Genomic DNA, 23287 nt, shown 5'->3' on the forward strand with positions numbered 1-23287 from the left:
TGCCCTACTTCTTCTTGGCTTCTTTACGACGGACTACTTCGTCCGCGTAACGCACACCCTTGCCTTTGTACGGCTCTGGTGGACGGAAGTCGCGGATTTCAGCGGCCACCTGACCTACCAGCTGCTTGTCGATACCCTTGATCAGGATGTCGGTCTGGCTAGGAGTTTCAGCGGTGATACCGGCTGGCAGTTCGTAATCCACTGGATGCGAGAAGCCGAGCGCCAGGTTCAGCACGTTGCCTTTGGCTTGTGCTTTGTAACCAACACCGACCAGCTGGAGCTTGCGCTCGAAGCCTTGGCTTACGCCCTGGACCATGTTGTTTACCAGGGCACGGGTGGTACCGGCCATAGCGCGGGTTTGTTGATCGCCGTTGCGAGCAGCGAAACGCAGCTCACCAGCTTCTTCGATCACTTCTACGGACGAGTGAACATTCAGTTCGAGAGTGCCCTTGGCACCCTTCACCGAAAGCTGCTGGCCGGCGAATTTTACTTCGACACCGGATGGCAGCTTAACGGGGTTCTTAGCGACGCGAGACATGCTTATCCCCCCTTAGAACACTGTGCAGAGAACTTCGCCGCCAACACCGGCAGCACGCGCAGCACGATCAGTCATCACACCTTTGTTGGTGGAGACGATAGACACGCCCAGACCGCCACGTACTTTCGGCAGATCTTCGACGGACTTGTACTGGCGCAGACCAGGACGGCTTACGCGCTTGACTTCCTCGATGACCGGACGGCCTTCGAAGTATTTCAGCTCGATGGAGAGCGATGGCTTGGCATCGGCGGTTACAGCGTAACCAGCGATGTAACCTTCGTCCTTCAGAACTTTGGCGACCGCAACCTTCAGAGTCGAAGAAGGCATGCTTACGACGGACTTTTCAGCCATCTGGGCATTACGGATGCGAGTTAGCATGTCCGCTAACGGGTCCTGCATACTCATGGGCTAGACGCTCCTGATACACAAATTAATTAGCCTCTCGGCTACTACTGTCACCTGAATCTGCACGGGCAAAACCCGGGCTCAGGTGAGCCGGTCATTCTAGACACATCCCTGAAACGAAACAAGCCCCATAAGGGGCTTGTTTCGATGCAAGATCACCGGTGGTCGGAAGATCGCTCCCCCGCCACCAGGACGCTGCCGGTACGTCTTACCAGCTGGCCTTGACCAGACCTGGAACGTCACCGCGCATTGCTGCTTCACGCAGCTTGTTACGGCCGAGGCCGAACTTGCGGTAAACGCCGTGTGGACGACCGGTGAGGCGGCAACGGTTACGCAGGCGCGAGGCGCTGGCGTCACGTGGTTGCTTCTGCAGAGCTACGACAGCAGCAAAACGCTCTTCTGGACTTGCGTTCAGATCAACGATGGTTGCTTTCAGCTCAGCACGCTTCTTGGCGTATTTAGCGACCGTGAGCTGACGCTTCAGCTCGCGGTTTTTCATGCTCTTCTTGGCCATTTTCCTACTCCAATCAGTTGCGGAACGGGAATTTGAAAGCACGCAGCAGGGCGCGACCTTCGTCATCCGTACGAGCAGTGGTGGTCAGGGTAATGTCCAGACCGCGGAGAGCATCGATCTTGTCGTAGTCGATTTCCGGGAAGATGATCTGCTCTTTCACGCCCATGCTGTAGTTGCCACGGCCATCGAAGGACTTGGCATTCAGGCCGCGGAAGTCGCGAACCCGAGGCAGGGAGATCGCCAGCAGGCGGTCCAGGAACTCGTACATACGGTCACGGCGCAGGGTGACTTTGACGCCGATCGGCCAGCCTTCGCGGACTTTGAAGCCAGCGATGGATTTCCGGGCGAAGGTCACAACAGCTTTCTGGCCGGTGATCTTTTCCAGGTCGGCAACAGCGTGCTCGATGACTTTTTTGTCGCCGATCGCTTCGCCCAGACCCATGTTCAGGGTGATCTTGGTAACGCGCGGAACTTCCATCACGTTCGCCAGCTTAAGTTCTTCCTTAAGCTTGGGAGCGATTTCCTTCCGATAAATCTCTTTCAGTCGTGCCATGGTCTTCTACCTAGCAGTGTTCAAGCATCAACCGCTTTTTGGGTCGACTTGAAGACACGAATTTTTTTGCCGTCTTCTACTTTGAAACCAACGCGGTCAGCCTTGTTGGTTTCGCCGTTGAAAATGGCGACGTTGGAAGCGTGCAGTGGCGCTTCTTTCTCGACGATACCGCCTTGTACGCCCGACATCGGGTTAGGCTTGGTATGACGCTTCACCAGGTTGATCCCACCAACGACCAGACGGTCGTCAGCGAGCACCTTCAGCACCTTACCGCGCTTACCTTTGTCTTTGCCGGCGATCACGATGATCTCGTCGTCACGACGAATCTTTTGCATGTCGGATCTCCTTACAGCACTTCTGGGGCGAGCGAGACGATCTTCATGAACTTCTCGGTACGAAGTTCACGGGTCACTGGCCCAAAGATACGGGTGCCGATCGGCTCTTGCTTGTTGTTCAGCAGAACAGCAGCGTTGCCATCAAAGCGGATGATGGAGCCGTCAGCACGACGGACGCCATGGCGAGTACGGACCACAACAGCGGTCATTACCTGGCCTTTCTTCACTTTACCGCGCGGAATTGCTTCCTTGACGGTTACTTTGATGATGTCACCGATACCGGCGTAACGACGGTGCGAACCGCCGAGAACCTTGATGCACATGACGCGACGAGCGCCGCTGTTATCGGCCACATCGAGCATGGATTGAGTCTGAATCATAAAATATCTCCGACCCCTAGCCCTTAGACTTCAACAGCGCGTTCGAGAACTTCAACCAGTGCCCAGGACTTGGTCTTGGCCAGCGGACGGGTTTCACGGATGGAAACCTTGTCGCCGATTTTGCATTGGTTGGCTTCGTCGTGCGCGTGCAGCTTAGTCGAACGCTTAACGTATTTACCGTAGATCGGGTGCTTTACGCGACGCTCGATCAGTACGGTGATGGTCTTGTCCATCTTGTCGCTGACGACACGGCCAGTCAGCGTACGGACGGTTTTTTCAGCTTCAGCCATGATCACTTACCTGCCTGCTGGTTGAGCACAGTTTTCACGCGAGCGATGTCACGCTTAACTTGCGAGAGCAGGTGCGACTGCCCCAACTGGCCAGTTGCTTTCTGCATACGCAGATTGAACTGGTCGCGCAGCAAGCCGAGCAGTTGCTCGTTCAGTTGCTGTGCTGATTGTTCACGAAGTTCATTCGCTTTCATCACATCACCGTCCGCTTAACAAAGGAGGTGGCGAGAGGCAGCTTTGCAGCAGCCAGGGCAAAAGCCTCACGCGCCAGCTCTTCAGAAACACCCTCGATCTCGTACAGGACTTTGCCTGGCTGGATCTGGGCAACCCAGTACTCCACGGAACCTTTACCTTTACCCATCCGCACTTCGAGAGGCTTCTTGGTAACCGGCTTGTCCGGGAACACACGGATCCAGATTTTGCCGCCACGTTTTACGTGACGGGTCAGCGCACGACGCGCGGACTCAATCTGACGGGCGGTGAGACGACCGCGGGCAACAGCTTTCAGGGCGAATTCGCCGAAGCTGACCTTGCTACCGCGCAGTGCCAGACCACGGTTGTGGCCAGTCATCTGCTTGCGGAATTTTGTACGCTTTGGTTGCAACATTTGGCGTACCCCTTACTTAGCAGCTTTTTTACGAGGCGCTGGTGCTTGTGGTTTCAGTTCTTCTTGGCGACCACCAATTACTTCGCCTTTGAAGATCCAAACCTTGACACCGATCACACCGTAGGTGGTGTGAGCTTCGTAGGTGGCATAGTCGATATCGGCACGCAGGGTGTGCAGCGGCACACGACCTTCGCGATACCATTCAGTACGTGCGATTTCAGCACCGCCGAGACGACCGCTCACTTGGATCTTGATGCCTTTGGCACCAATGCGCATGGCGTTCTGTACGGCGCGCTTCATGGCGCGACGGAACATCACACGACGCTCCAGCTGCTGAGCTACGCTCTGAGCAACCAGCATACCGTCGAGCTCCGGCTTGCGGATCTCTTCGATATTGATGTGCACAGGCACACCCATTTGCTTGGTCAGGTCCTGACGCAGTTTCTCAACATCTTCACCTTTCTTCCCGATAACGATACCTGGACGAGCGGTGTGGATGGTGATGCGTGCAGTTTGAGCCGGACGATGGATATCGATACGGCTAACGGACGCGCTTTTTAGTTTGTCTTGGAGGTACTCACGCGTTTTCAGATCCTTCAACAGGTAATCTGCGTAAGTAGCACCGTCTGCATACCAGACGGAGGTGTGCTCCTTGACGATTCCCAGGCGAATGCCAGTGGGATGTACTTTCTGACCCATCTGATCGACTCCGTTACTTGTCCGCAACCTTGACAGTGATATGGCAAGACCGCTTGACGATGCGATCAGCGCGGCCTTTGGCACGCGGCATGATGCGCTTCAGCGAACGCCCTTCGTTGACGAAAACGGTGGAGACCTTCAGGTCATCAACGTCTGCGCCTTCGTTATGCTCGGCGTTGGCTACGGCCGACTCGAGGACTTTCTTCATGATTTCAGCAGCTTTTTTGCTGCTGAAAGCCAACAGGTTGAGCGCTTCGCCCACCTTCTTCCCGCGGATCTGGTCGGCGACCAAGCGGGCTTTCTGGGCGGAGATGCGAGCGCCCGACAACTTAGCGGCTACTTCCATTTCCTTACCCCTTAACGCTTGGCTTTCTTGTCAGCCACGTGCCCGCGGTAGGTGCGGGTACCGGCGAACTCGCCCAGTTTATGGCCGACCATGTCTTCGTTCACGAGAACTGGGACGTGTTGACGACCGTTGTGTACCGCGATGGTCAGACCGACCATTTGTGGCAGGATCATCGAACGGCGCGACCAGGTCTTAACTGGTTTGCGATCGTTCTTTTCCGCCGCCACTTCGATCTTCTTCAGTAGGTGAAGATCAATAAAAGGACCTTTTTTCAGAGAACGTGGCACTGTCGTATCCCTCTATTTACTTGCGACGACGGACGATCATATTGTCGGTACGCTTATTACCACGAGTCTTCGCACCCTTGGTTGGGAAGCCCCATGGCGATACCGGATGACGACCACCGGAGGTACGACCTTCACCACCACCATGCGGGTGGTCAACCGGGTTCATGGCAACACCACGAACGGTTGGGCGAACGCCACGCCAGCGTTTGGCACCAGCTTTACCCAGCGAACGCAGGCTGTGCTCGGAGTTCGAGACTTCGCCCAGGGTCGCACGGCACTCAGCCAGTACTTTACGCATTTCACCAGAGCGCAGACGCAGGGTCACGTAGACACCTTCGCGAGCGATCAGCTGAGCCGAAGCACCAGCGGAACGAGCGATCTGTGCACCTTTGCCCGGCTTCAGTTCGATGCCGTGAATGGTGCTACCTACTGGGATGTTGCGCAGCTGCAGGGAGTTGCCTGGCTTGATTGGAGCCAGAGCACCTGCGATCAGCTGGTCGCCAGCGCTCACGCCTTTAGGCGCGATGATGTAGCGACGCTCGCCGTCTGCGTAGCACAGCAGGGCAATGTGAGCAGTACGGTTCGGGTCGTATTCGATACGCTCGACAGTGGCGGCGATGCCGTCCTTGTCGTTGCGACGGAAGTCGACCAAACGGTAGTGCTGCTTGTGACCACCACCCACGTGACGGGTAGTGATACGACCATTGTTGTTACGACCACCAGACTTCGATTTTTTCTCGATCAGCGGTGCGTGAGGAGCGCCTTTGTGCAGCTCCTGGTTGACCACCTTGACCACAAAACGGCGGCCAGGGGAAGTCGGTTTGCATTTAACGATTGCCATGATGCACCCCTTCCTTACTCAGCACTGCTGCTGAAATCGAGATCTTGGCCTGGCTGAAGGGAGATGATCGCCTTCTTCCAGTCATTGCGCTTGCCCAGGCCACGAGCGGTGCGTTTGGTCTTACCCAGAACATTCAGGGTAGTAACGCTTTCCACTTTGACGCTGAACAGGCTTTCAACGGCCTTCTTGATTTCCAGCTTGGTTGCATCGGTAGCAACCTTGAAAACGAACTGGCCTTTCTTGTCAGCCAGAACCGTAGCCTTCTCGGAAACGTGCGGGCCAAGTAGAACTTTGAATACGCGTTCCTGGTTCATCCCAGCAGCTCCTCGAATTTCTTCACTGCCGAAACAGTGATCAACACTTTTTCGTAGGCGATCAGGCTGACTGGGTCGGAACCCTGGACGTCACGTACGTCGACGTGCGGCAGGTTGCGAGCGGCCAGGTACAGGTTCTGGTCAACAGCGTCCGAAACGATCAGAACGTCGTTCAGACCCATGCCGTTCAGCTTGTTCAGCAGATCTTTGGTTTTTGGCGCTTCGACAGCGAAGTCCTGAACCACGACCAGACGGTCGCTACGCACCAGCTCGGAGAGGATCGAACGCAGTGCTGCGCGATACATCTTCTTGTTGAGCTTCTGCGAGTGATCTTGAGGACGAGCTGCGAAGGTTACACCACCGCCACGCCAGATCGGACCACGAGTGGTACCAGCACGAGCACGGCCAGTACCCTTCTGACGCCATGGGCGCTTACCGCCACCAGCCACGTCGGAACGGGTCTTTTGCTGCTTGGTGCCCTGACGACCGCCAGCCATGTAGGCTACGACTGCCTGGTGAACCAGAGTCTCGTTGAATTCGCCACCGAAGGTCAGTTCGGAAACTTCGATCGCCTGAGCGTCATTTACATTAAGTTGCATGTCAGTTTCCCCTTACCCGCGAGCCTTGACAGCCGGACGCACAACAACATCACCGCCAGTAGCGCCAGGAACGGCACCCTTGACCAGCAACAGATTGCGTTCAGCGTCGACGCGCACTACTTCCAGGGACTGAACGGTCACGCGCTCGGCGCCCATGTGACCGGACATTTTCTTGCCCTTGAATACACGACCAGGAGTCTGGCACTGGCCGATAGAGCCCGGGACGCGGTGGGAAACGGAGTTACCGTGGGTATTGTCTTGACCGCGGAAGTTCCAGCGCTTGATGGTACCGGCAAAGCCTTTACCTTTGGACTGACCGGTAACGTCTACCAGTTGGCCCGCAGCGAAGAGTTCAGCATTGATCGAGTCGCCAGCCTGGAACTCGCCTTCTTCAAGACGGAATTCCCAGACACCGCGACCAGCGGCAACGTTCGCTTTAGCGAAATGACCTGCCTGAGCGGCAGTCACGCGCGAAGCACGACGCTCACCAACAGTGACTTGCACTGCACGGTAGCCATCGGTTTCTTCAGTTTTGAACTGGGTGACACGATTCGGTTCGATCTCGATGACCGTGACCGGAATGGAGACACCTTCTTCGGTGAAAATGCGGGTCATACCGCACTTACGACCGATTACACCAATAGTCATGTTGTAAACCTCATGAGTGTACGGGGCTTTCACCCGCTATGGCCGCCCATTTCAGAGCGTTACACGACTAAGACCCGAGTCTTAGCCGAGGCTGATCTGCACTTCCACACCTGCCGCAAGATCAAGCTTCATAAGAGCATCAACGGTTTTATCCGTTGGCTGGACGATGTCCAGAACGCGCTTATGAGTACGGATCTCGTACTGGTCACGCGCGTCTTTGTTGACGTGCGGGGAGACCAGAACGGTGAACCGCTCTTTACGGGTAGGCAGTGGAATTGGACCACGCACCTGAGCACCAGTACGTTTCGCGGTTTCCACGATTTCCTGGGTAGATTGGTCGATCAGGCGATGGTCGAATGCCTTCAACCTGATACGGATTTGCTGATTTTGCATTGGATTTCAGACTCCAGGCTGCTATTCCCACCGGGCGCACTACGCCCGTTAAAAGGAGGCGTGATTCTATAGACGCCCATATTGGGTGTCAACCCAATAAAAAAGCCCCCGCTGAGCGGGGGCTTCTTCAAGCGATCGATATTACTCGATGACTTTGGCTACGACGCCGGCGCCGACGGTACGACCGCCTTCACGGATGGCGAAACGCAGACCGTCTTCCATAGCGATGGTCTTGATCAGAGTGACAGTCATCTGGATATTGTCACCTGGCATTACCATTTCTACGCCTTCCGGCAGTTCGCAGTTACCGGTCACGTCAGTGGTACGGAAGTAGAACTGTGGACGGTAGCCTTTGAAGAACGGAGTGTGACGACCGCCTTCTTCCTTGCTCAGAACGTAGACTTCTGCGATGAACTTGGTGTGCGGCTTGACCGAACCTGGCTTGGCCAGAACCTGACCACGCTCAACGTCGTCACGCTTGGTGCCACGCAGCAGAACGCCGCAGTTCTCGCCAGCACGGCCTTCGTCCAGCAGCTTGCGGAACATTTCAACGCCGGTGCAGGTGGTCTTGACGGTGTCGCGCAGACCAACGATCTCGACTTCTTCCTGGATGCGAACGATGCCACGCTCTACACGACCGGTAACAACGGTACCGCGGCCGGAGATCGAGAACACGTCTTCGATTGGCATCAGGAACGGCTTGTCGATAGCACGCTCTGGCTCTGGGATGTAGCTGTCCAGAGTTTCAACCAGCTTCTTGACAGCGCTGGTGCCCATTTCGTTGTCGTCCTGGCCGTTCAGAGCCATCAGAGCCGAACCGATGATGATTGGAGTGTCATCACCTGGGAAGTCGTAGGTGCTCAGCAGGTCGCGAACTTCCATCTCGACCAGTTCCAGCAGCTCAGCGTCGTCAACCATGTCAGCCTTGTTCAGGAAGACAACGATGTACGGTACGCCAACCTGACGGGACAGCAGGATGTGCTCACGGGTTTGTGGCATCGGACCATCGGCGGCCGAGCAAACCAGGATCGCGCCGTCCATCTGGGCAGCACCGGTGATCATGTTCTTGACGTAGTCGGCGTGGCCTGGGCAGTCAACGTGCGCGTAGTGACGAATCAGCGAGTCGTACTCTACGTGAGCAGTGTTGATGGTGATACCACGAGCCTTCTCTTCTGGAGCCGAGTCGATCTTGTCGAAGTCGACTTTAGCCGAACCGAAAACTTCGGAGCAGACGCGGGTCAGAGCTGCGGTCAGAGTGGTTTTACCGTGGTCAACGTGACCGATGGTGCCAACGTTGACGTGCGGTTTGTTACGTTCGAATTTTTCTTTAGCCACGACAGTGAACCTCTTGCCTAAAGGGCTGGATTAGCCTTGTTTTTTAACGAGTGCTTCGACGATGTTCGACGGAGCTTCGGAGTACTTGGAGAATTCCATGGAGTAGCTAGCGCGACCCTGAGACATGGAACGAACGTCGGTTGCATAACCGAACATCTCTCCCAGCGGAACTTCAGCACGGATAACCTTGCCGGAAACCGAGTCTTCCATACCCTGGATCAGACCACGACGACGGTTCAGGTCACCCATCACGTCACCCATGTAGTCTTCTGGGGTTACCACTTCAACCTTCATGATCGGCTCAAGCACAACACCGCCGCCCTTCTGGGCCAGCTGCTTGGTCGCCATGGAGGCCGCTACCTTGAACGCCATCTCGTTGGAGTCGACGTCGTGGTAGGAACCATCAAACACGGTTGCCTTCAGGCCGATCAGCGGATAGCCGGCGACAACGCCGTTCTTCATCTGCTCTTCGATACCTTTCTGGATCGCCGGGATGTATTCCTTAGGAACCACACCACCTACAACCTCGTTGACGAACTCCAGGCCTTCAGTGATGTTGCCCTTCTCGTCCACAGCAGGCTGCGAGAAGCGGATCCAGCAGTGACCGAACTGACCACGACCACCGGACTGACGAACGAACTTGCCTTCGATCTCGACGTTGTCCTTGGTGATCTTCTCACGGTAGGAAACCTGTGGCTTGCCGATGTTGGCCTCGACGTTGAACTCGCGCTTCATGCGGTCAACGAGGATGTCCAGGTGCAGCTCACCCATACCGGAGATGATGGTCTGACCGGTTTCTTCATCGGTCTTGACGCGGAACGACGGGTCTTCCTGAGCCAGCTTGCCCAGTGCGATACCCATCTTTTCCTGGTCCTGCTTGGTTTTCGGCTCAACGGCAACCGAAATTACAGGCTCAGGGAAGTCCATGCGCTCGAGGATGACCGGCTTGTCTGCGTCACACAGGGTGTCACCGGTGGTGACGTCCTTCATGCCGATCAGAGCAGCGATGTCGCCTGCGCGAACTTCTTTGATCTCTTCACGCTGGTTGGCGTGCATCTGCACCATACGACCAACGCGCTCTTTCTTGCCCTTGACCGAGTTGATCACGGAGTCGCCCGAGCTCAGGAAGCCCGAGTAGACGCGCACGAAAGTCAGAGTACCAACGAACGGGTCGGTGGCAATCTTGAACGCCAGAGCCGAGAACGGCTCGTCGTCGCTGGCGTGACGCTCGATTTTCGGAGCGTTTTCGTCTTCGACGTTGTCCGGGTGGATACCCTGGATTGCAGGGATCTCGGTCGGAGCAGGCAGGAAGTCGATAACGGCGTCGAGAACCAGAGGAACACCCTTGTTCTTGAAGGACGAGCCGCAGACAGCCGGAACGATCTCGCTGGCCAGGGTGCGCGCGCGCAGGCCAGCCTTGATTTCTTCGACGGTCAGCTCACCTTCTTCAAGGTACTTGTTCATCAGCTCTTCGGTGGCTTCGGCAGCGGCTTCAACCATGTTGGCGCGCCATTCTTCAGCCAGCTCGAGCATATCGGCAGGAATTTCTTCCTCGCGATAGGTGGTGCCCTTGTCGTCGTCGTTCCAGTAGATCGCCTTCATCTTGATGAGGTCGACCTGACCCTGGAAGTTCTCTTCCGAGCCGATTGCCAGCTGAACAGGAACCGGGGTGTGACCCAGGCGGTTCTTGATCTGACCGACAACGCGCAGGAAGTTGGCACCGGCACGGTCCATCTTGTTCACGTAGACAACACGTGGAACGCCGTATTTGTTGGCCTGACGCCATACGGTTTCGGACTGAGGCTCGACACCGGAGGTACCGCAGAACACAACGACCGCGCCGTCGAGTACACGCAGCGAACGCTCTACTTCAATGGTGAAGTCAACGTGGCCGGGGGTATCGATGACGTTTACGCGGTAGTTGTCGTACTGACCACGGGAACCTTTCCAGAAGGTAGTCACAGCAGCGGAGGTAATGGTGATACCGCGCTCTTGCTCCTGCACCATCCAGTCGGTGGTCGCGGCGCCGTCGTGCACCTCGCCCATCTTGTGGCTCAGACCTGTGTAGAACAGGATCCGCTCGGTAGTGGTGGTCTTGCCCGCGTCAACGTGGGCACAGATACCAATGTTACGGTAGCGGTTAATTGCTGTAGTACGAGCCATAAAGCCCTCGCAAGAATGTTGATGCTTGAATTAGAAGCGGTAGTGCGAGAAAGCCTTGTTGGCCTCGGCCATACGGTGCACGTCTTCACGCTTCTTGACTGCAGCACCTTTGCCTTCAGCGGCATCCAGCAGTTCGCCAGCCAGGCGCAGCGCCATGGACTTCTCGCCGCGCTTGCGGGCGAAGTCTACCAGCCAGCGCATTGCCAGCGCGTTACGACGGGATGGACGCACTTCAACAGGAACCTGGTAAGTAGCACCGCCAACACGGCGCGACTTTACTTCGACCAGCGGAGCGATGGCGTCGAGAGCTTTCTCGAAGATTTCCAGGGGATCGCTGTTCTTGCGTGCTTTAACGGTATCCAGAGCGCCGTAGACGATACGCTCGGCTACTGCTTTCTTGCCGCTTTCCATCACGTGGTTCATGAACTTGGCGAGGATCTGGCTTCCGTACTTCGGATCGTCCAGGATCTCACGCTTGGCTGCTACACGACGTCTTGGCATTGATAAGCCCTCAAACGGTCTTCAGGTTAGCCCGGGACATCCAACTCAGGGAGTTCGCGCCCGACCTTACTCTTATCGACTCAATAAAATGAATGAACTACTGCAAACGGCCGATTACTTCGGACGCTTGGTACCGTACTTCGAACGACCTTGGTTACGACCTTTGACGCCGGAGGTATCCAGGGAGCCGCGAACGGTGTGGTAACGAACACCTGGCAAGTCTTTTACACGGCCGCCACGAATCAGGACGACGCTGTGCTCTTGCAGGTTGTGGCCTTCACCGCCGATGTACGAGGAAACCTCGAAACCGTTGGTCAGACGCACACGGCATACTTTACGCAGTGCCGAGTTAGGTTTTTTCGGCGTAGTGGTGTACACGCGGGTGCACACGCCACGACGTTGCGGGCAGTTCTGCAGCGCAGGAACGTCGGATTTCTCGACGATACGCTTACGCGGCTGACGTACCAGCTGGTTGATAGTTGCCATCTACTAGCTCCACTGTTGTCTTGCGACGCTATTGTCTTGCAAGAAAAGCAAAAATCGGCAGGACGGAGCCCTACCGAATTTAGGGGTACAAGAGTCTAAAGAGGATCTTGCCCACAGTCAAGACGAGGCCCCGGCTCGCCCCCTCCGGTCATCGGCGACAAATCATGTCGCCGAGTTTCAGAGAAGACTTGCCGGGGCCCCACCCTTTCTTCAGTTACCGCTGGAGTTCAGCGCTTCGGTCAGTGCGGCTTCCACCTCACTGGCACTTACGCGCAGCGGCTTGTCGGCATCACGGCGACGCTTGCGCTCGCTGTGGTAGGCCAGACCGGTACCAGCCGGGATCAGACGACCCACGACCACGTTTTCCTTCAGGCCGCGCAGGTAGTCGCGCTTGCCGGTTACCGCCGCTTCGGTCAGAACACGGGTGGTCTCCTGGAAGGAGGCCGCCGAGATGAACGACTCGGTGGACAGCGAGGCCTTGGTGATACCAAGCAGAACGCGCGAGAACTTCGACACGAACTTGTCTTCGGTCGCCAGACGCTCGTTTTCGACCAGCACCTGGGTCAGTTCCATCTGGTCGCCCTTGATGAAGCTGGAGTCGCCGGACTCGGTGATCTCAACTTTACGCAGCATCTGACGCAGGATGGTCTCGATGTGCTTGTCGTTGATCTTCACGCCTTGCAGACGGTAAACGTCCTGGATCTCGTTGACGATGTACTTGGCCAGGGCGCTGACACCCAGCAGGCGCAGAATGTCGTGCGGATCGCTCGGACCGTCGGAGATAACTTCGCCGCGGTTCACTTGCTCGCCTTCGAAGACGTTCAGGTGACGCCACTTCGGAATCAGCTCCTCGTACGGATCGGTACCGTCGTTCGGGGTGATGACCAGACGACGCTTGCCCTTGGTCTCTTTACCGAAGGCGATGGTGCCGCTGACTTCCGCCAGGATCGACGCTTCTTTCGGACGACGTGCTTCGAACAGGTCGGCAACGCGTGGCAGACCACCGGTGATGTCACGGGTCTTCGACGTTTCTTGCGGGATACGCGCGATAACGTCACCGACACCGATCTGCGCACCGTCGGCAACACCGACCAGGGCGTTCGCCGGCAGGAAGTACTGGGCCGGTACGTCGGTACCTGGCAGCAGCAGATCCTTGCCATTGGCGTCGACCATCTTGATTGCAGGACGGATTTCCTTGCCTGCAGCCGGACGGTCTTTGACGTCCAGTACTTCGATGTTGGTCAGACCGGTCAGTTCGTCGGTCTGGCGCTTGATGGTGATGCCTTCTTCCATGCCCACGAAGGTCACGGTACCTTTCATTTCGGTAACGATCGGGTGGGTGTGCGGGTCCCACTTGGCGACGATCGCGCCAGCTTCGACCTTCTCACCTTCCTTCACGGAAATGACCGCACCGTAAGGCAGCTTGTAGCGCTCGCGCTCACGACCGAATTCGTCGGCAATGGCCAGCTCGCCGGAACGCGATACCGCGACCAGGTTGCCGTCGGCACGCTCTACCTGCTTGAGGTTATGCAGACGCACCATACCGCCGTTCTTCACCTGGACGCTGTCGGCAGCCGAGGTCCGGCTTGCAGCACCACCGATGTGGAACGTACGCATGGTCAGCTGGGTACCAGGCTCACCGATGGACTGGGCAGCGATAACGCCGACCGCTTCACCGATGTTGACCTGATGACCGCGCGCCAGGTCACGACCGTAGCACTTGGCACAGATGCCGTAGCGGGTTTCGCAGCTGATCGGCGAACGCACGATCACTTCGTCGATGCTGTTCAGCTCGATGAACTCGACCCACTTCTCGTCGACCAGGGTACCGGCCGGAACGATGACGTCGTCGGTGCCAGGCTTGAACACGTCACGGGCGATTACACGACCCAGAACACGCTCACCCAGTGGCTCTACAACGTCGCCGCCTTCGATGTGCGGGGTCATCAGCAGGCCTTGCTCGGTACCGCAGTCGATCTCGGTCACGACCAGGTCTTGTGCAACGTCTACCAGACGACGGGTCAGGTAACCGGAGTTCGCGGTTTTCAGCGCGGTATCCGCCAGACCTTTACGAGCACCGTGAGTCGAGATGAAGTACTGGAGTACGCTCAGACCTTCACGGAAGTTCGCGGTGATCGGCGTCTCGATGATGGAGCCGTCCGGCTTCGCCATCAGACCACGCATACCGGCCAGCTGACGAATCTGGGCAGCCGAACCCCGGGCACCGGAGTCAGCCATCATGTACATCGAGTTGAAGGACTCTTGCTCGACTTCGTTGCCTTCGCGGTCGATGACCTTCTCTTTCGAGAGGTTGGCCATCATCGCCTTGGAGACTTCGTCGTTCGCCTTCGACCACAAGTCGATGACCTTGTTGTACTTCTCGCCCTGGGTTACCAGGCCGGAGGCGTACTGGCTCTCGATTTCCTTCACTTCGTCGGTAGCGGTACCGATGATGCGGGCTTTCTCGTCCGGGATAACGAAGTCGTTAACGCCGATCGAAACGCCGGAAATGGTCGAGTAGGCAAAACCGGTGTACATCAGCTGGTCAGCGAAGATAACGGTCTCTTTCAGGCCAACCACGCGGTAGCACTGGTTGATCAGCTTGGAGATCGCCTTCTTCTTCATCGGCTGGTTGACCACGTCGTACGACAGACCTGGCGGTACAACCTGGAACAGCAGCGCACGGCCGACAGTGGTGTCGACGATACGGGTGTTCTTGACGCTGCCGCCATCACGGTCGTTCACGGTTTCGTTGATACGAACCTTGATCTTCGCGTGCAGGGCAGCTTCGCCGGCGCGGAATACGCGGTCGACTTCCTGCAGGTCGGCGAACACGCGACCTTCGCCCTTGGCGTTGATGGCCTCACGGGTCATGTAGTACAGACCCAGTACCACGTCCTGCGACGGAACGATGATCGGCTCACCGTTGGCTGGCGACAGGATGTTGTTGGTCGACATCATCAGCGCGCGCGCTTCGAGCTGGGCTTCCAGCGTCAGCGGCACGTGCACGGCCATCTGGTCACCGTCGAAGTCGGCGTTGTACGCGGCGCAGACCAGCGGGTGCAGCTGGATAGCCTTACCTTCGATCAGAACCGGTTCAAAGGCCTGGATACCCAGACGGTGAAGGGTCGGTGCACGGTTGAGCAGTACGGGGTGTTCGCGAATCACTTCGGCGAGAACGTCCCAGACCTCTGGCAGCTCGCGCTCGACCATCTTCTTGGCGGCCTTGATGGTGGTCGCCAGACCACGCATTTCCAGCTTGCCGAAAATGAACGGCTTGAACAGCTCGAGAGCCATTTTCTTCGGCAGACCGCACTGGTGCAGACGCAGGGTCGGACCTACGGTAATTACCGAACGGCCGGAGTAGTCAACACGCTTACCGAGAAGGTTCTGACGGAAACGACCCTGTTTACCCTTGATCATGTCGGCCAGGGATTTCAGAGGACGCTTGTTCGAACCGGTGATTGCACGACCGCGGCGACCGTTGTCGAGCAGGGCGTCGACCGCTTCCTGCAGCATGCGCTTTTCGTTGCGCACGATGATGTCCGGCGCGGACAGGTCGAGCAGGCGCTTCAGACGGTTGTTACGGTTGATCACCCGACGATACAGGTCGTTCAGGTCGGAAGTCGCGAAGCGACCGCCATCCAGCGGAACCAGAGGACGCAGGTCTGGCGGCAGAACCGGCAGAACGGTCAGGACCATCCACTCAGGCAGGTTGCCCGAGCCCTGGAAGGCCTCCATCAGTTTCAGACGCTTGGACAGCTTCTTGATCTTGGTTTCCGAGTTGGTCTGCGGGATTTCCTCGCGCAGGCGGCCAATCTCGTGCTCCAGGTCGATAGCGTGCAGCAGCTCGCGGACAGCCTCGGCACCCATGCGGGCGTCGAAGTCGTCACCGAACTCTTCCAGCGCTTCGAAGTACTGCTCGTCGTTCAGCAGCTGGCCTTTTTCCAGGGTGGTCATGCCCGGGTCGATAACGACGTAGCTCTCGAAGTAGAGAACGCGCTCGATATCACGCAGGGTCATGTCCATCAGCAGGCCGATACGGGACGGCAGGGACTTCAGGAACCAGATGTGGGCAACCGGCGAAGCCAGCTCGATGTGCGCCATGCGCTCACGACGAACCTTGGCCAGGGCGACTTCAACGCCGCACTTCTCGCAGATCACGCCACGGTGCTTCAGGCGCTTGTACTTGCCGCACAGGCACTCGTAGTCCTTGACTGGGCCAAAGATCTTGGCGCAGAACAGGCCGTCACGCTCAGGCTTGAACGTACGGTAGTTGATGGTTTCCGGCTTTTTAACTTCACCGAACGACCACGAACGGATCATCTCAGGCGAGGCCAGTCCGATACGGATGGCGTCGAACTCTTCGACTTGACCCTGGTTTTTCAGCAAATTCAGTAGGTCTTTCAAGGCCTTTCCTCCTGGCGGAGCAGGGAGCGCGCCGTTAGGCCGCGCTCCCGATTCGCGTCACGTGTTATTCGGTTTCCAGATCGATATCGATACCGAGCGAACGGATCTCTTTGATCAACACGTTGAAGGACTCGGGCATGCCCGGCTCCATACGGTGATCGCCGTCCACGATGTTCTTGTACATCTTGGTCCGACCGTTCACGTCGTCCGACTTCACTGTGAGCATTTCCTGCAGGGTGTATGCCGCGCCGTATGCTTCCAGCGCCCACACTTCCATCTCCCCGAAACGCTGACCACCGAACTGCGCCTTACCACCCAGCGGCTGCTGGGTAACCAGGCTGTAGGAACCAGTGGAACGGGCGTGCATCTTGTCGTCCACCAAGTGGTTCAGCTTGAGCATGTACATGTAACCAACGGTCACAGGACGCTCGAACTTGTTGCCGGTGCGGCCGTCGAACAGCACCATCTGGCCGCTCTCTGGCATGTCGGCCAGTTTCAGCATGGCCTTGATTTCACGTTCCTTGGCACCGTCGAAGACCGGGGTAGCCATAGGCACGCCCTTCTTCAGGTTGTGCGACAGGGTCAGGATCTCTTCGTCGGTGAACGACTCGAGATCTTCCTGAACGCCACCGATCTCGTTGTAGACCTCGGTCAGGAACTTGCGCAGCTCAGCGGCCTTGCGCTGCTCTTCGAGCATGCGGTTGATCTTCTCGCCCAGGCCCTTGGCCGCGAGGCCCAGGTGGGTTTCGAGGATCTGACCGACGTTCATACGCGAAGGTACGCCCAACGGGTTGAGGACCACGTCGACCGGAGTACCGTTGGCGTCGTGCGGCATGTCTTCCACAGGCATGATCACCGAGACCACACCCTTGTTACCGTGACGACCGGCCATCTTGTCACCCGGCTGGATGCGACGGCGGATCGCCAGGTAGACCTTGACGATCTTCAGTACGCCTGGAGCCAGGTCATCGCCTTGCTGCAGCTTGCGCTTCTTGTCTTCGAACTTGTCGTCCAGCAGACGGCGGCGGTCGACGATGTACTGCTGAGCCTTTTCCAGCTGCTCGTTCAGTGCATCTTCGGCCATGCGCAGTTTGAACCACTGGCCGTGCTCCAGGCCGTCCAGGACTTCGTCGCTGATCACGGTGCCTTTCTTCAGGCCCGCGCCGCCATCGACAACCTGGCCGTTCAGAGCGGAACGCAGACGCTCGAAGGTCGCGCCTTCGACGATGCGGAACTCTTCGTTGAGGTCCTTGCGGATCTCGTCCAGCTGCATCTTCTCGATGGACAGCGCGCGGCTGTCGCGCTCGACGCCATCACGGGTGAAGACCTGTACGTCGATGACGGTACCCTTGGTGCCGGTCGGCACACGCAGGGAGGTGTCCTTAACGTCGCTGGCCTTCTCGCCGAAGATCGCGCGCAGCAGTTTTTCTTCCGGAGTCAGCTGGGTTTCGCCTTTTGGCGTGACCTTGCCGACCAGGATGTCGCCGGCGCCGACTTCGGCACCCACGTAGACGATACCGGCTTCGTCCAGCTTGTTCAGCGCAGCCTCACCCACGTTAGGGATGTCCGCGGTGATTTCTTCTGGGCCGAGCTTGGTATCACGGGCCACACAGGTCAGTTCCTGGATGTGGATCGTGGTGAAGCGATCTTCCTGGACCACACGCTCGGACAGGCAGATGGAGTCTTCGAAGTTGAAGCCGTTCCACGCCATGAACGCGATGCGCATGTTCTGACCCAGAGCCAGCTCACCCATGTCGGTGGACGGGCCGTCGGCCATGATGTCGCCACGCTGGACCATGTCACCCTTGTTCACCAGCGGACGCTGGTTGATGCAGGTGTTCTGGTTCGAGCGGGTGTATTTGGTCAGGTTGTAGATGTCGACACCGGCTTCGCCGGTTTCGACTTCGTCATCGGCTACGCGAACGACGATACGGCTGGCATCGACGGAGTCGATCACACCACCGCGGCGAGCAACCACGCAGACACCGGAGTCGCGGGCAACGTTGCGCTCCATGCCGGTACCTACCAGCGGCTTGTCGGCGCGCAGGGTCGGTACAGCCTGACGCTGCATGTTGGAACCCATCAACGCACGGTTGGCGTCGTCGTGCTCGAGGAACGGAATCAGCGACGCTGCAACCGAAACAACCTGCTTCGGCGAAACGTCCATCAGGGTCACGTCTTCAGGTGCCTTGACGGTGAATTCGTTCAGGTGACGAACAGCTACCAGCTCGTCGATCAGTTGCTTCTTCTCGTTCATTGCGGCCGAAGCCTGTGCAATGACGTGATCCGCTTCTTCGATCGCCGACAGGAACACGATGTCGTCGGTGACCACACCCTCTTTCACCACGCGGTACGGGCTTTCCAGGAAGCCGTACTGGTTGGTGCGGGCGTAGGCCGCCAGGGAGTTGATCAGACCGATGTTCGGACCTTCAGGGGTCTCGATCGGGCAGACGCGACCGTAGTGGGTCGGGTGTACGTCACGGACTTCGAAGCCGGCGCGCTCACGGGTCAGACCACCTGGGCCGAGTGCGGAGACACGACGCTTGTGGGTGATCTCGGAGAGCGGGTTGTTCTGGTCCATGAACTGCGAGAGCTGGCTGGAACCAAAGAACTCCTTCACCGCCGCCGCGACCGGCTTGGCGTTGATCAGGTCCTGCGGCATCAGGCCTTCGCTTTCGGCCATCGACAGACGTTCCTTGACCGCGCGCTCTACACGCACCAGGCCAACGCGGAACTGGTTCTCGGCCATCTCGCCGACGCAACGGACGCGACGGTTACCCAGGTGGTCGATGTCGTCGACGATGCCTTTGCCGTTACGGATGTCGACCAGGGTCTTGAGAACCTCGACGATATCTTCCTTGCTCAGCACGCCCGAACCTTCGATCTCGGTACGACCGATACGACGGTTGAACTTCATGCGGCCAACGGCGGACAGGTCGTAGCGCTCGGCACTGAAGAACAGGTTGTTGAACAGGGTCTCGGCAGCATCCTTGGTTGGCGGCTCGCCAGGACGCATCATGCGATAGATCTCGACCAGCGCTTCCAGTTGGTTGCTGGTGGAGTCGATCTTCAGAGTATCCGAGATGAACGGACCGCAATCGATGTCGTTGGTGTACAGGGTCTCGATGCGGACGACCTGAGCCTTGGCGATCTTGATCAGCAGCTCGGTGGTCAGCTCGGTGTTGCATTCAGCCAGGATTTCGCCGGTAGCCGGGTGCACGATCGCTTTCGCGGTGGTGCGGCCCAGGACGTATTCCATTGGAACGTCCAGTTGCTTGACGCCAGCTTTCTCGATCTGGTTGATGTGACGCGCAGTGATACGACGACCCTGCTCGACGATGACCTTGCCGGTCTCGTCCTGGATGTCCATCACGGCCACTTCACCACGCAGGCGCTGAGGCACCAGCTCCAGGCTCAGCTTCTCGCCGGAAACGTGGAATACGTTGGTGGTGTAGAAGGTGTTGAGCACTTCTTCGGTGCTGTAGCCCAGCGCGCGCAGCAGTACCGAGGCCGGCAGTTTGCGGCGACGGTCGATACGCACGAAGACGCAGTCCTTCGGGTCGAACTCGAAGTCCAGCCAGGAACCACGGTAAGGAATGATACGTGCCGAGTACAGCAGTTTGCCGGAGCTGTGGGTCTTGCCACGGTCGTGGTCGAAGAACACACCCGGCGAGCGGTGCAACTGGGAAACGATCACACGCTCGGTACCGTTGATTACGAAGGTACCGTTCTCAGTCATCAGGGGAATTTCACCCATGTAGACTTCTTGCTCTTTGATGTCCTTGATCGCTTTATTCGACGATTCTTTGTCGAAAATGATCAGGCGCACTTTCACCCGCAGCGGAACGGCAAAGGTCACGCCACGCAGTACACATTCTTTGACATCGAACGCCGGCTCGCCCAGACGATAGCCAACGTACTCCAGGGCAGCATTGCCGGAGTAGCTGATGATCGGGAAAACCGACTTGAAGGCCGCATGCAGGCCGACGTCGCGGAACTGATCCTTGGTCGCTCCCGCTTGCAGGAATTCACGATAAGAATCCAGCTGGATGGCCAGGAGGTAAGGCACATCCATGACGTCCGGCAACTTGCTAAAGTCCTTGCGGATACGTTTTTTCTCAGTGTATGAGTAAGCCATCAGCGTTCCCCAGCTTGGTCACCTGCTTGTTTGGCTCCTCCCGGCGGGAGCAACCAGAAAATCGTGCAAACCCCATGGTTTGCGCCACCGTTCGTGGTGGGTGATGCCCGTTATCGGCGCCAACCCGGTTGACTGCCAATAACGGAAAAAGGCCGGTGGCAATAGCCACCAGCCTCAGCCTTTTGCTTAACGCTCGGGCTGGAGTCGCAAGGTCGAAATTACTTGACTTCGACTTGTGCGCCTGCTTCTTCCAGCTTCTTCTTCGCGTCTTCAGCGGCTTCTTTCGAAACGCCTTCCAGCAGGGTTTGAGGAGCGCCGTCGACTTTCTCTTTGGCTTCTTTCAGACCCAGACCGGTCATTTCACGAACAGCCTTGATCACGTTGACTTTCTTGTCGCCAGCGGCGGTCAGAACAACGTTGAACTCGGTTTGTTCTTCAACAACGGCAGCGGCAGCAGCTGGGCCAGCAGCGGCAACAGCAGCGGTAACGCCGAAGGTTTCTTCCATTGCTTTGATCAGCTCAACAATTTCCAGAACGGTTTTCTGGCCGATTGCTTCGATGATTTGCTCGTTAGTCAGAGACATGACTTAAATCCTGTATTGGGGTGACAGCCTACGCAGCCATCAAATTAAACATATGAGTGGAAAGAGGTTCTCGCGCCTTAGGCAGCGGTAGCTTCTTTCTGGTCGCGAATGGCTGCCAGGGTGCGAGCCAGCTTGCTGGTGGCGCCTTGGATAACGCTCATCAGCTTCGCGATGGCCTCGTCGCGGGTCGGCAGGGTAGCCAACACGTCGATCTGGTTCGCTGCAATGAACTTGCCGTCAAACGCAGCTGCCTTGATCTCGAACTTGTCCTGACCCTTGGCGAACTCTTTGAACAGACGGGCAGCAGCGCCCGGGTGCTCGTTGGAGAAAGCGATCAGGGTCGGGCCGGTGAAGGCGTCGTTGAGGACACTGAATTCAGTGTCAGCAACAGCGCGCTTGAGCAGGGTGTTACGTACGACACGTACGTAAACGCCAGCTTCACGAGCCTCTTTACGGAGTCCGGTCATTGCGCCTACAGTCACACCACGGGCATCAGCCACGACAGCGGACAGAGCGACTTTGGCAGCCTCGTTGACTTCAGCGACGATGGCCTTCTTGTCTTCGAGTTTAATTGCCACGGGTTTACTCCTGGTTTCTACCGTTTCATCTGGCCGAAGCCGGATGTCGTTTTGGTGTCTGATTCGATAACGAATCGGGAGCACCATCTGCGTAGGCTTTAAGGTTTAAGGCTTGCGCCGCCTACGGTCTTGGATAGCCCCCGCCAGGCAGGGACCCCAATTTTTCAACGTCGGGCCGATCGCTCGACCCAGCGTTTTCTTAAGCGTTCAGCGAGCTCTGGTCGATGACCAGACCTGGGCCCATGGTGGTGCTCAGGGTAACGCGCTTGACGTAGATACCTTTCGAGGAAGCTGGCTTGATACGCTTCAGGTCAGCGATCAGGGCTTCAACGTTTTCCTTCAGCTTGCCGGCTTCGAAGCCAACCTTGCCAACGGAAGTGTGAATGATACCGTTTTTGTCGGTGCGATAACGAACCTGACCAGCCTTGGCGTTCTTCACGGCAGTGGCTACGTCTGGAGTTACGGTACCGACTTTCGGGTTAGGCATCAGGCCGCGAGGACCCAGAACCTGACCCAGTTGACCTACAACGCGCATGGCATCCGGGGAAGCGATGACGACGTCATAGTTCAGGTCGCCGCCTTTCATTTCGGCAGCCAGATCGTCCATACCTACGCGGTCAGCGCCGGCAGCCAGAGCGGCTTCAGCAGCTGGACCCTGGGTGAAGACGGCAACACGTACGGTCTTGCCAGTGCCGTGTGGCAGCACGGTAGCGCTACGAACGACCTGGTCGGATTTACGTGGGTCAACGCCGAGGTTGACGGCAACGTCGAAGGACTCGGTGAACTTCACGGCGGACAGTTCAGCCAGCAGGGCAGCTGCGTCTTCGAAGTTGTAGACTTTGCCAGCTTCTACTTTAGAAGCGATGGCCTTTTGGCGCTTGGTCAGCTTAGCCATTACACACCCTCCACGTTGAGGCCCATGCTGCGAGCAGAACCGGCGATGGTACGCACGGCTGCATCCAGGTCAGCAGCGGTCAGATCGGCAGTCTTGGTCTTGGCGATCTCTTCCAGCTGAGCACGGGTCACAGTACCGACTTTAACGGTGTTCGGACGGGCCGAACCGCTGGTCAGGCCGGCGGCCTTCTTCAGCAGAACCGAAGCAGGGGTGCTTTTGGTCTCAAAGGTGAAGCTGCGGTCACTGTAGACAGTGATGATCACAGGAGTCGGCAGACCTGGCTCTTGACCCTGGGTACGGGCGTTGAAGGCCTTGCAGAATTCCATGATGTTCACACCGTGTTGACCCAGTGCTGGACCAACGGGTGGGCTTGGGTTGGCCTGGCCGGCCTTTACTTGCAGCTTGATGTAAGCCTGAATCTTCTTAGCCATGAGCTACTCCAATATCG

General features: G+C 57.5%; 27 protein-coding genes. All 27 read right to left on the reverse strand.

The window, feature by feature from the left end:
* Positions 1–4: 4 nt before the first annotated feature.
* The 27 genes from rplF to rplK all read right to left on the reverse strand — a co-directional run bounded on the left by rplF (position 5) and on the right by rplK (position 23270).
* Positions 5–538 carry a 50S ribosomal protein L6 gene (gene rplF, locus AC2CQI_RS17565; RefSeq protein ID WP_075805184.1) on the reverse strand — a complete coding sequence of 178 codons (534 nt, stop codon included), beginning with the start codon at positions 536–538 and terminating at the stop codon, positions 5–7.
* Positions 539–550: 12 nt separating this feature from the next.
* Positions 551–943, reverse strand: coding sequence for a 30S ribosomal protein S8 (gene rpsH, locus AC2CQI_RS17570; RefSeq protein ID WP_075805185.1), 393 nt, complete (start codon positions 941–943; stop codon positions 551–553).
* 208 nt (positions 944–1151) lie between these two features.
* The gene (gene rpsN / locus AC2CQI_RS17575; RefSeq protein ID WP_075805186.1) at positions 1152–1457 is read right to left on the reverse strand and encodes a 30S ribosomal protein S14; all 306 of its coding nucleotides are present in this window, start codon (positions 1455–1457) and stop codon (positions 1152–1154) included.
* Between the two features lie 13 nt (positions 1458–1470).
* Complete coding sequence (rplE, locus tag AC2CQI_RS17580) at positions 1471–2010, reverse strand: 50S ribosomal protein L5 (RefSeq protein ID WP_009397500.1); 540 nt, start codon at positions 2008–2010, stop codon at positions 1471–1473.
* Positions 2011–2030: 20 nt separating this feature from the next.
* Positions 2031–2345, reverse strand: a complete 315-nt coding sequence (gene rplX / locus AC2CQI_RS17585) for a 50S ribosomal protein L24 (RefSeq protein WP_009397501.1) — start codon at positions 2343–2345, stop codon at positions 2031–2033.
* Positions 2346–2356: 11 nt separating this feature from the next.
* Entirely contained in the window at positions 2357–2725 is a 369-nt protein-coding gene (gene rplN / locus AC2CQI_RS17590) for a 50S ribosomal protein L14 (RefSeq protein ID WP_002555479.1), read from the reverse strand.
* Positions 2726–2748: 23 nt separating this feature from the next.
* Positions 2749–3015, reverse strand: coding sequence for a 30S ribosomal protein S17 (gene rpsQ, locus AC2CQI_RS17595; RefSeq protein WP_003255478.1), 267 nt, complete (start codon positions 3013–3015; stop codon positions 2749–2751).
* Positions 3016–3017: 2 nt separating this feature from the next.
* The gene (gene rpmC, locus AC2CQI_RS17600; RefSeq protein WP_042123524.1) at positions 3018–3209 is read right to left on the reverse strand and encodes a 50S ribosomal protein L29; all 192 of its coding nucleotides are present in this window, start codon (positions 3207–3209) and stop codon (positions 3018–3020) included.
* Positions 3209–3622: a 50S ribosomal protein L16 gene (gene rplP / locus AC2CQI_RS17605; protein ID WP_009397508.1), complete on the reverse strand. Its 414-nt coding sequence runs from the start codon at positions 3620–3622 to the stop codon at positions 3209–3211. Before rplP ends, rpmC begins: the two co-directional genes overlap by 1 nt.
* Before the next feature lie 12 nt (positions 3623–3634).
* Positions 3635–4321 carry a 30S ribosomal protein S3 gene (gene rpsC, locus AC2CQI_RS17610; protein WP_009397510.1) on the reverse strand — a complete coding sequence of 229 codons (687 nt, stop codon included), beginning with the start codon at positions 4319–4321 and terminating at the stop codon, positions 3635–3637.
* A 13-nt stretch (positions 4322–4334) separates the two neighbouring features.
* Positions 4335–4667: a 50S ribosomal protein L22 gene (gene rplV, locus AC2CQI_RS17615; protein WP_003103908.1), complete on the reverse strand. Its 333-nt coding sequence runs from the start codon at positions 4665–4667 to the stop codon at positions 4335–4337.
* 11 nt (positions 4668–4678) lie between these two features.
* Positions 4679–4954 carry a 30S ribosomal protein S19 gene (gene rpsS, locus AC2CQI_RS17620; RefSeq protein ID WP_002555486.1) on the reverse strand — a complete coding sequence of 92 codons (276 nt, stop codon included), beginning with the start codon at positions 4952–4954 and terminating at the stop codon, positions 4679–4681.
* 16 nt (positions 4955–4970) lie between these two features.
* Positions 4971–5795 carry a 50S ribosomal protein L2 gene (rplB, locus tag AC2CQI_RS17625; RefSeq protein ID WP_075805187.1) on the reverse strand — a complete coding sequence of 275 codons (825 nt, stop codon included), beginning with the start codon at positions 5793–5795 and terminating at the stop codon, positions 4971–4973.
* Positions 5796–5809: 14 nt separating this feature from the next.
* Positions 5810–6109 carry a 50S ribosomal protein L23 gene (rplW, locus tag AC2CQI_RS17630; protein WP_009397515.1) on the reverse strand — a complete coding sequence of 100 codons (300 nt, stop codon included), beginning with the start codon at positions 6107–6109 and terminating at the stop codon, positions 5810–5812.
* Positions 6106–6708, reverse strand: coding sequence for a 50S ribosomal protein L4 (gene rplD / locus AC2CQI_RS17635; RefSeq protein ID WP_009397517.1), 603 nt, complete (start codon positions 6706–6708; stop codon positions 6106–6108). The genes rplW and rplD overlap by 4 nt, the downstream gene beginning before the upstream one ends.
* Before the next feature lie 12 nt (positions 6709–6720).
* On the reverse strand, positions 6721–7356 hold the full coding sequence (gene rplC / locus AC2CQI_RS17640) for a 50S ribosomal protein L3 (RefSeq protein ID WP_075805189.1): 636 nt from the start codon (positions 7354–7356) through the stop codon (positions 6721–6723).
* Between the two features lie 81 nt (positions 7357–7437).
* Entirely contained in the window at positions 7438–7749 is a 312-nt protein-coding gene (gene rpsJ / locus AC2CQI_RS17645) for a 30S ribosomal protein S10 (RefSeq protein WP_003186070.1), read from the reverse strand.
* Positions 7750–7890: 141 nt separating this feature from the next.
* Complete coding sequence (gene tuf, locus AC2CQI_RS17650; protein WP_075805190.1) at positions 7891–9084, reverse strand: elongation factor Tu; 1194 nt, start codon at positions 9082–9084, stop codon at positions 7891–7893.
* Positions 9085–9114: 30 nt separating this feature from the next.
* A complete protein-coding gene (gene fusA / locus AC2CQI_RS17655) occupies positions 9115–11247 on the reverse strand; it encodes an elongation factor G (RefSeq protein ID WP_075805191.1) in 2133 nt (710 codons plus the stop codon).
* 30 nt (positions 11248–11277) lie between these two features.
* A complete protein-coding gene (rpsG, locus tag AC2CQI_RS17660) occupies positions 11278–11748 on the reverse strand; it encodes a 30S ribosomal protein S7 (protein WP_009397350.1) in 471 nt (156 codons plus the stop codon).
* A gap of 114 nt (positions 11749–11862) precedes the next feature.
* The gene (rpsL, locus tag AC2CQI_RS17665; protein ID WP_003186084.1) at positions 11863–12234 is read right to left on the reverse strand and encodes a 30S ribosomal protein S12; all 372 of its coding nucleotides are present in this window, start codon (positions 12232–12234) and stop codon (positions 11863–11865) included.
* A 210-nt stretch (positions 12235–12444) separates the two neighbouring features.
* Positions 12445–16644 carry a DNA-directed RNA polymerase subunit beta' gene (gene rpoC / locus AC2CQI_RS17670; RefSeq protein WP_484577447.1) on the reverse strand — a complete coding sequence of 1400 codons (4200 nt, stop codon included), beginning with the start codon at positions 16642–16644 and terminating at the stop codon, positions 12445–12447.
* Positions 16645–16708: 64 nt separating this feature from the next.
* Positions 16709–20782 (reverse strand): DNA-directed RNA polymerase subunit beta, encoded by a 4074-nt coding sequence (rpoB, locus tag AC2CQI_RS17675; protein WP_075805193.1) that lies wholly within the window; start codon positions 20780–20782, stop codon positions 16709–16711.
* Between the two features lie 218 nt (positions 20783–21000).
* Positions 21001–21366, reverse strand: coding sequence for a 50S ribosomal protein L7/L12 (rplL, locus tag AC2CQI_RS17680; protein ID WP_075805194.1), 366 nt, complete (start codon positions 21364–21366; stop codon positions 21001–21003).
* A 77-nt stretch (positions 21367–21443) separates the two neighbouring features.
* Positions 21444–21944 carry a 50S ribosomal protein L10 gene (rplJ, locus tag AC2CQI_RS17685; RefSeq protein ID WP_023628748.1) on the reverse strand — a complete coding sequence of 167 codons (501 nt, stop codon included), beginning with the start codon at positions 21942–21944 and terminating at the stop codon, positions 21444–21446.
* Positions 21945–22143: 199 nt separating this feature from the next.
* Positions 22144–22839, reverse strand: coding sequence for a 50S ribosomal protein L1 (rplA, locus tag AC2CQI_RS17690; protein ID WP_484577448.1), 696 nt, complete (start codon positions 22837–22839; stop codon positions 22144–22146).
* The gene (rplK, locus tag AC2CQI_RS17695; RefSeq protein ID WP_075805196.1) at positions 22839–23270 is read right to left on the reverse strand and encodes a 50S ribosomal protein L11; all 432 of its coding nucleotides are present in this window, start codon (positions 23268–23270) and stop codon (positions 22839–22841) included. The genes rplA and rplK overlap by 1 nt, the downstream gene beginning before the upstream one ends.
* Positions 23271–23287 lie beyond the last annotated feature (17 nt).

Source organism: Pseudomonas sp. P2S-1, assembly GCF_057197725.1.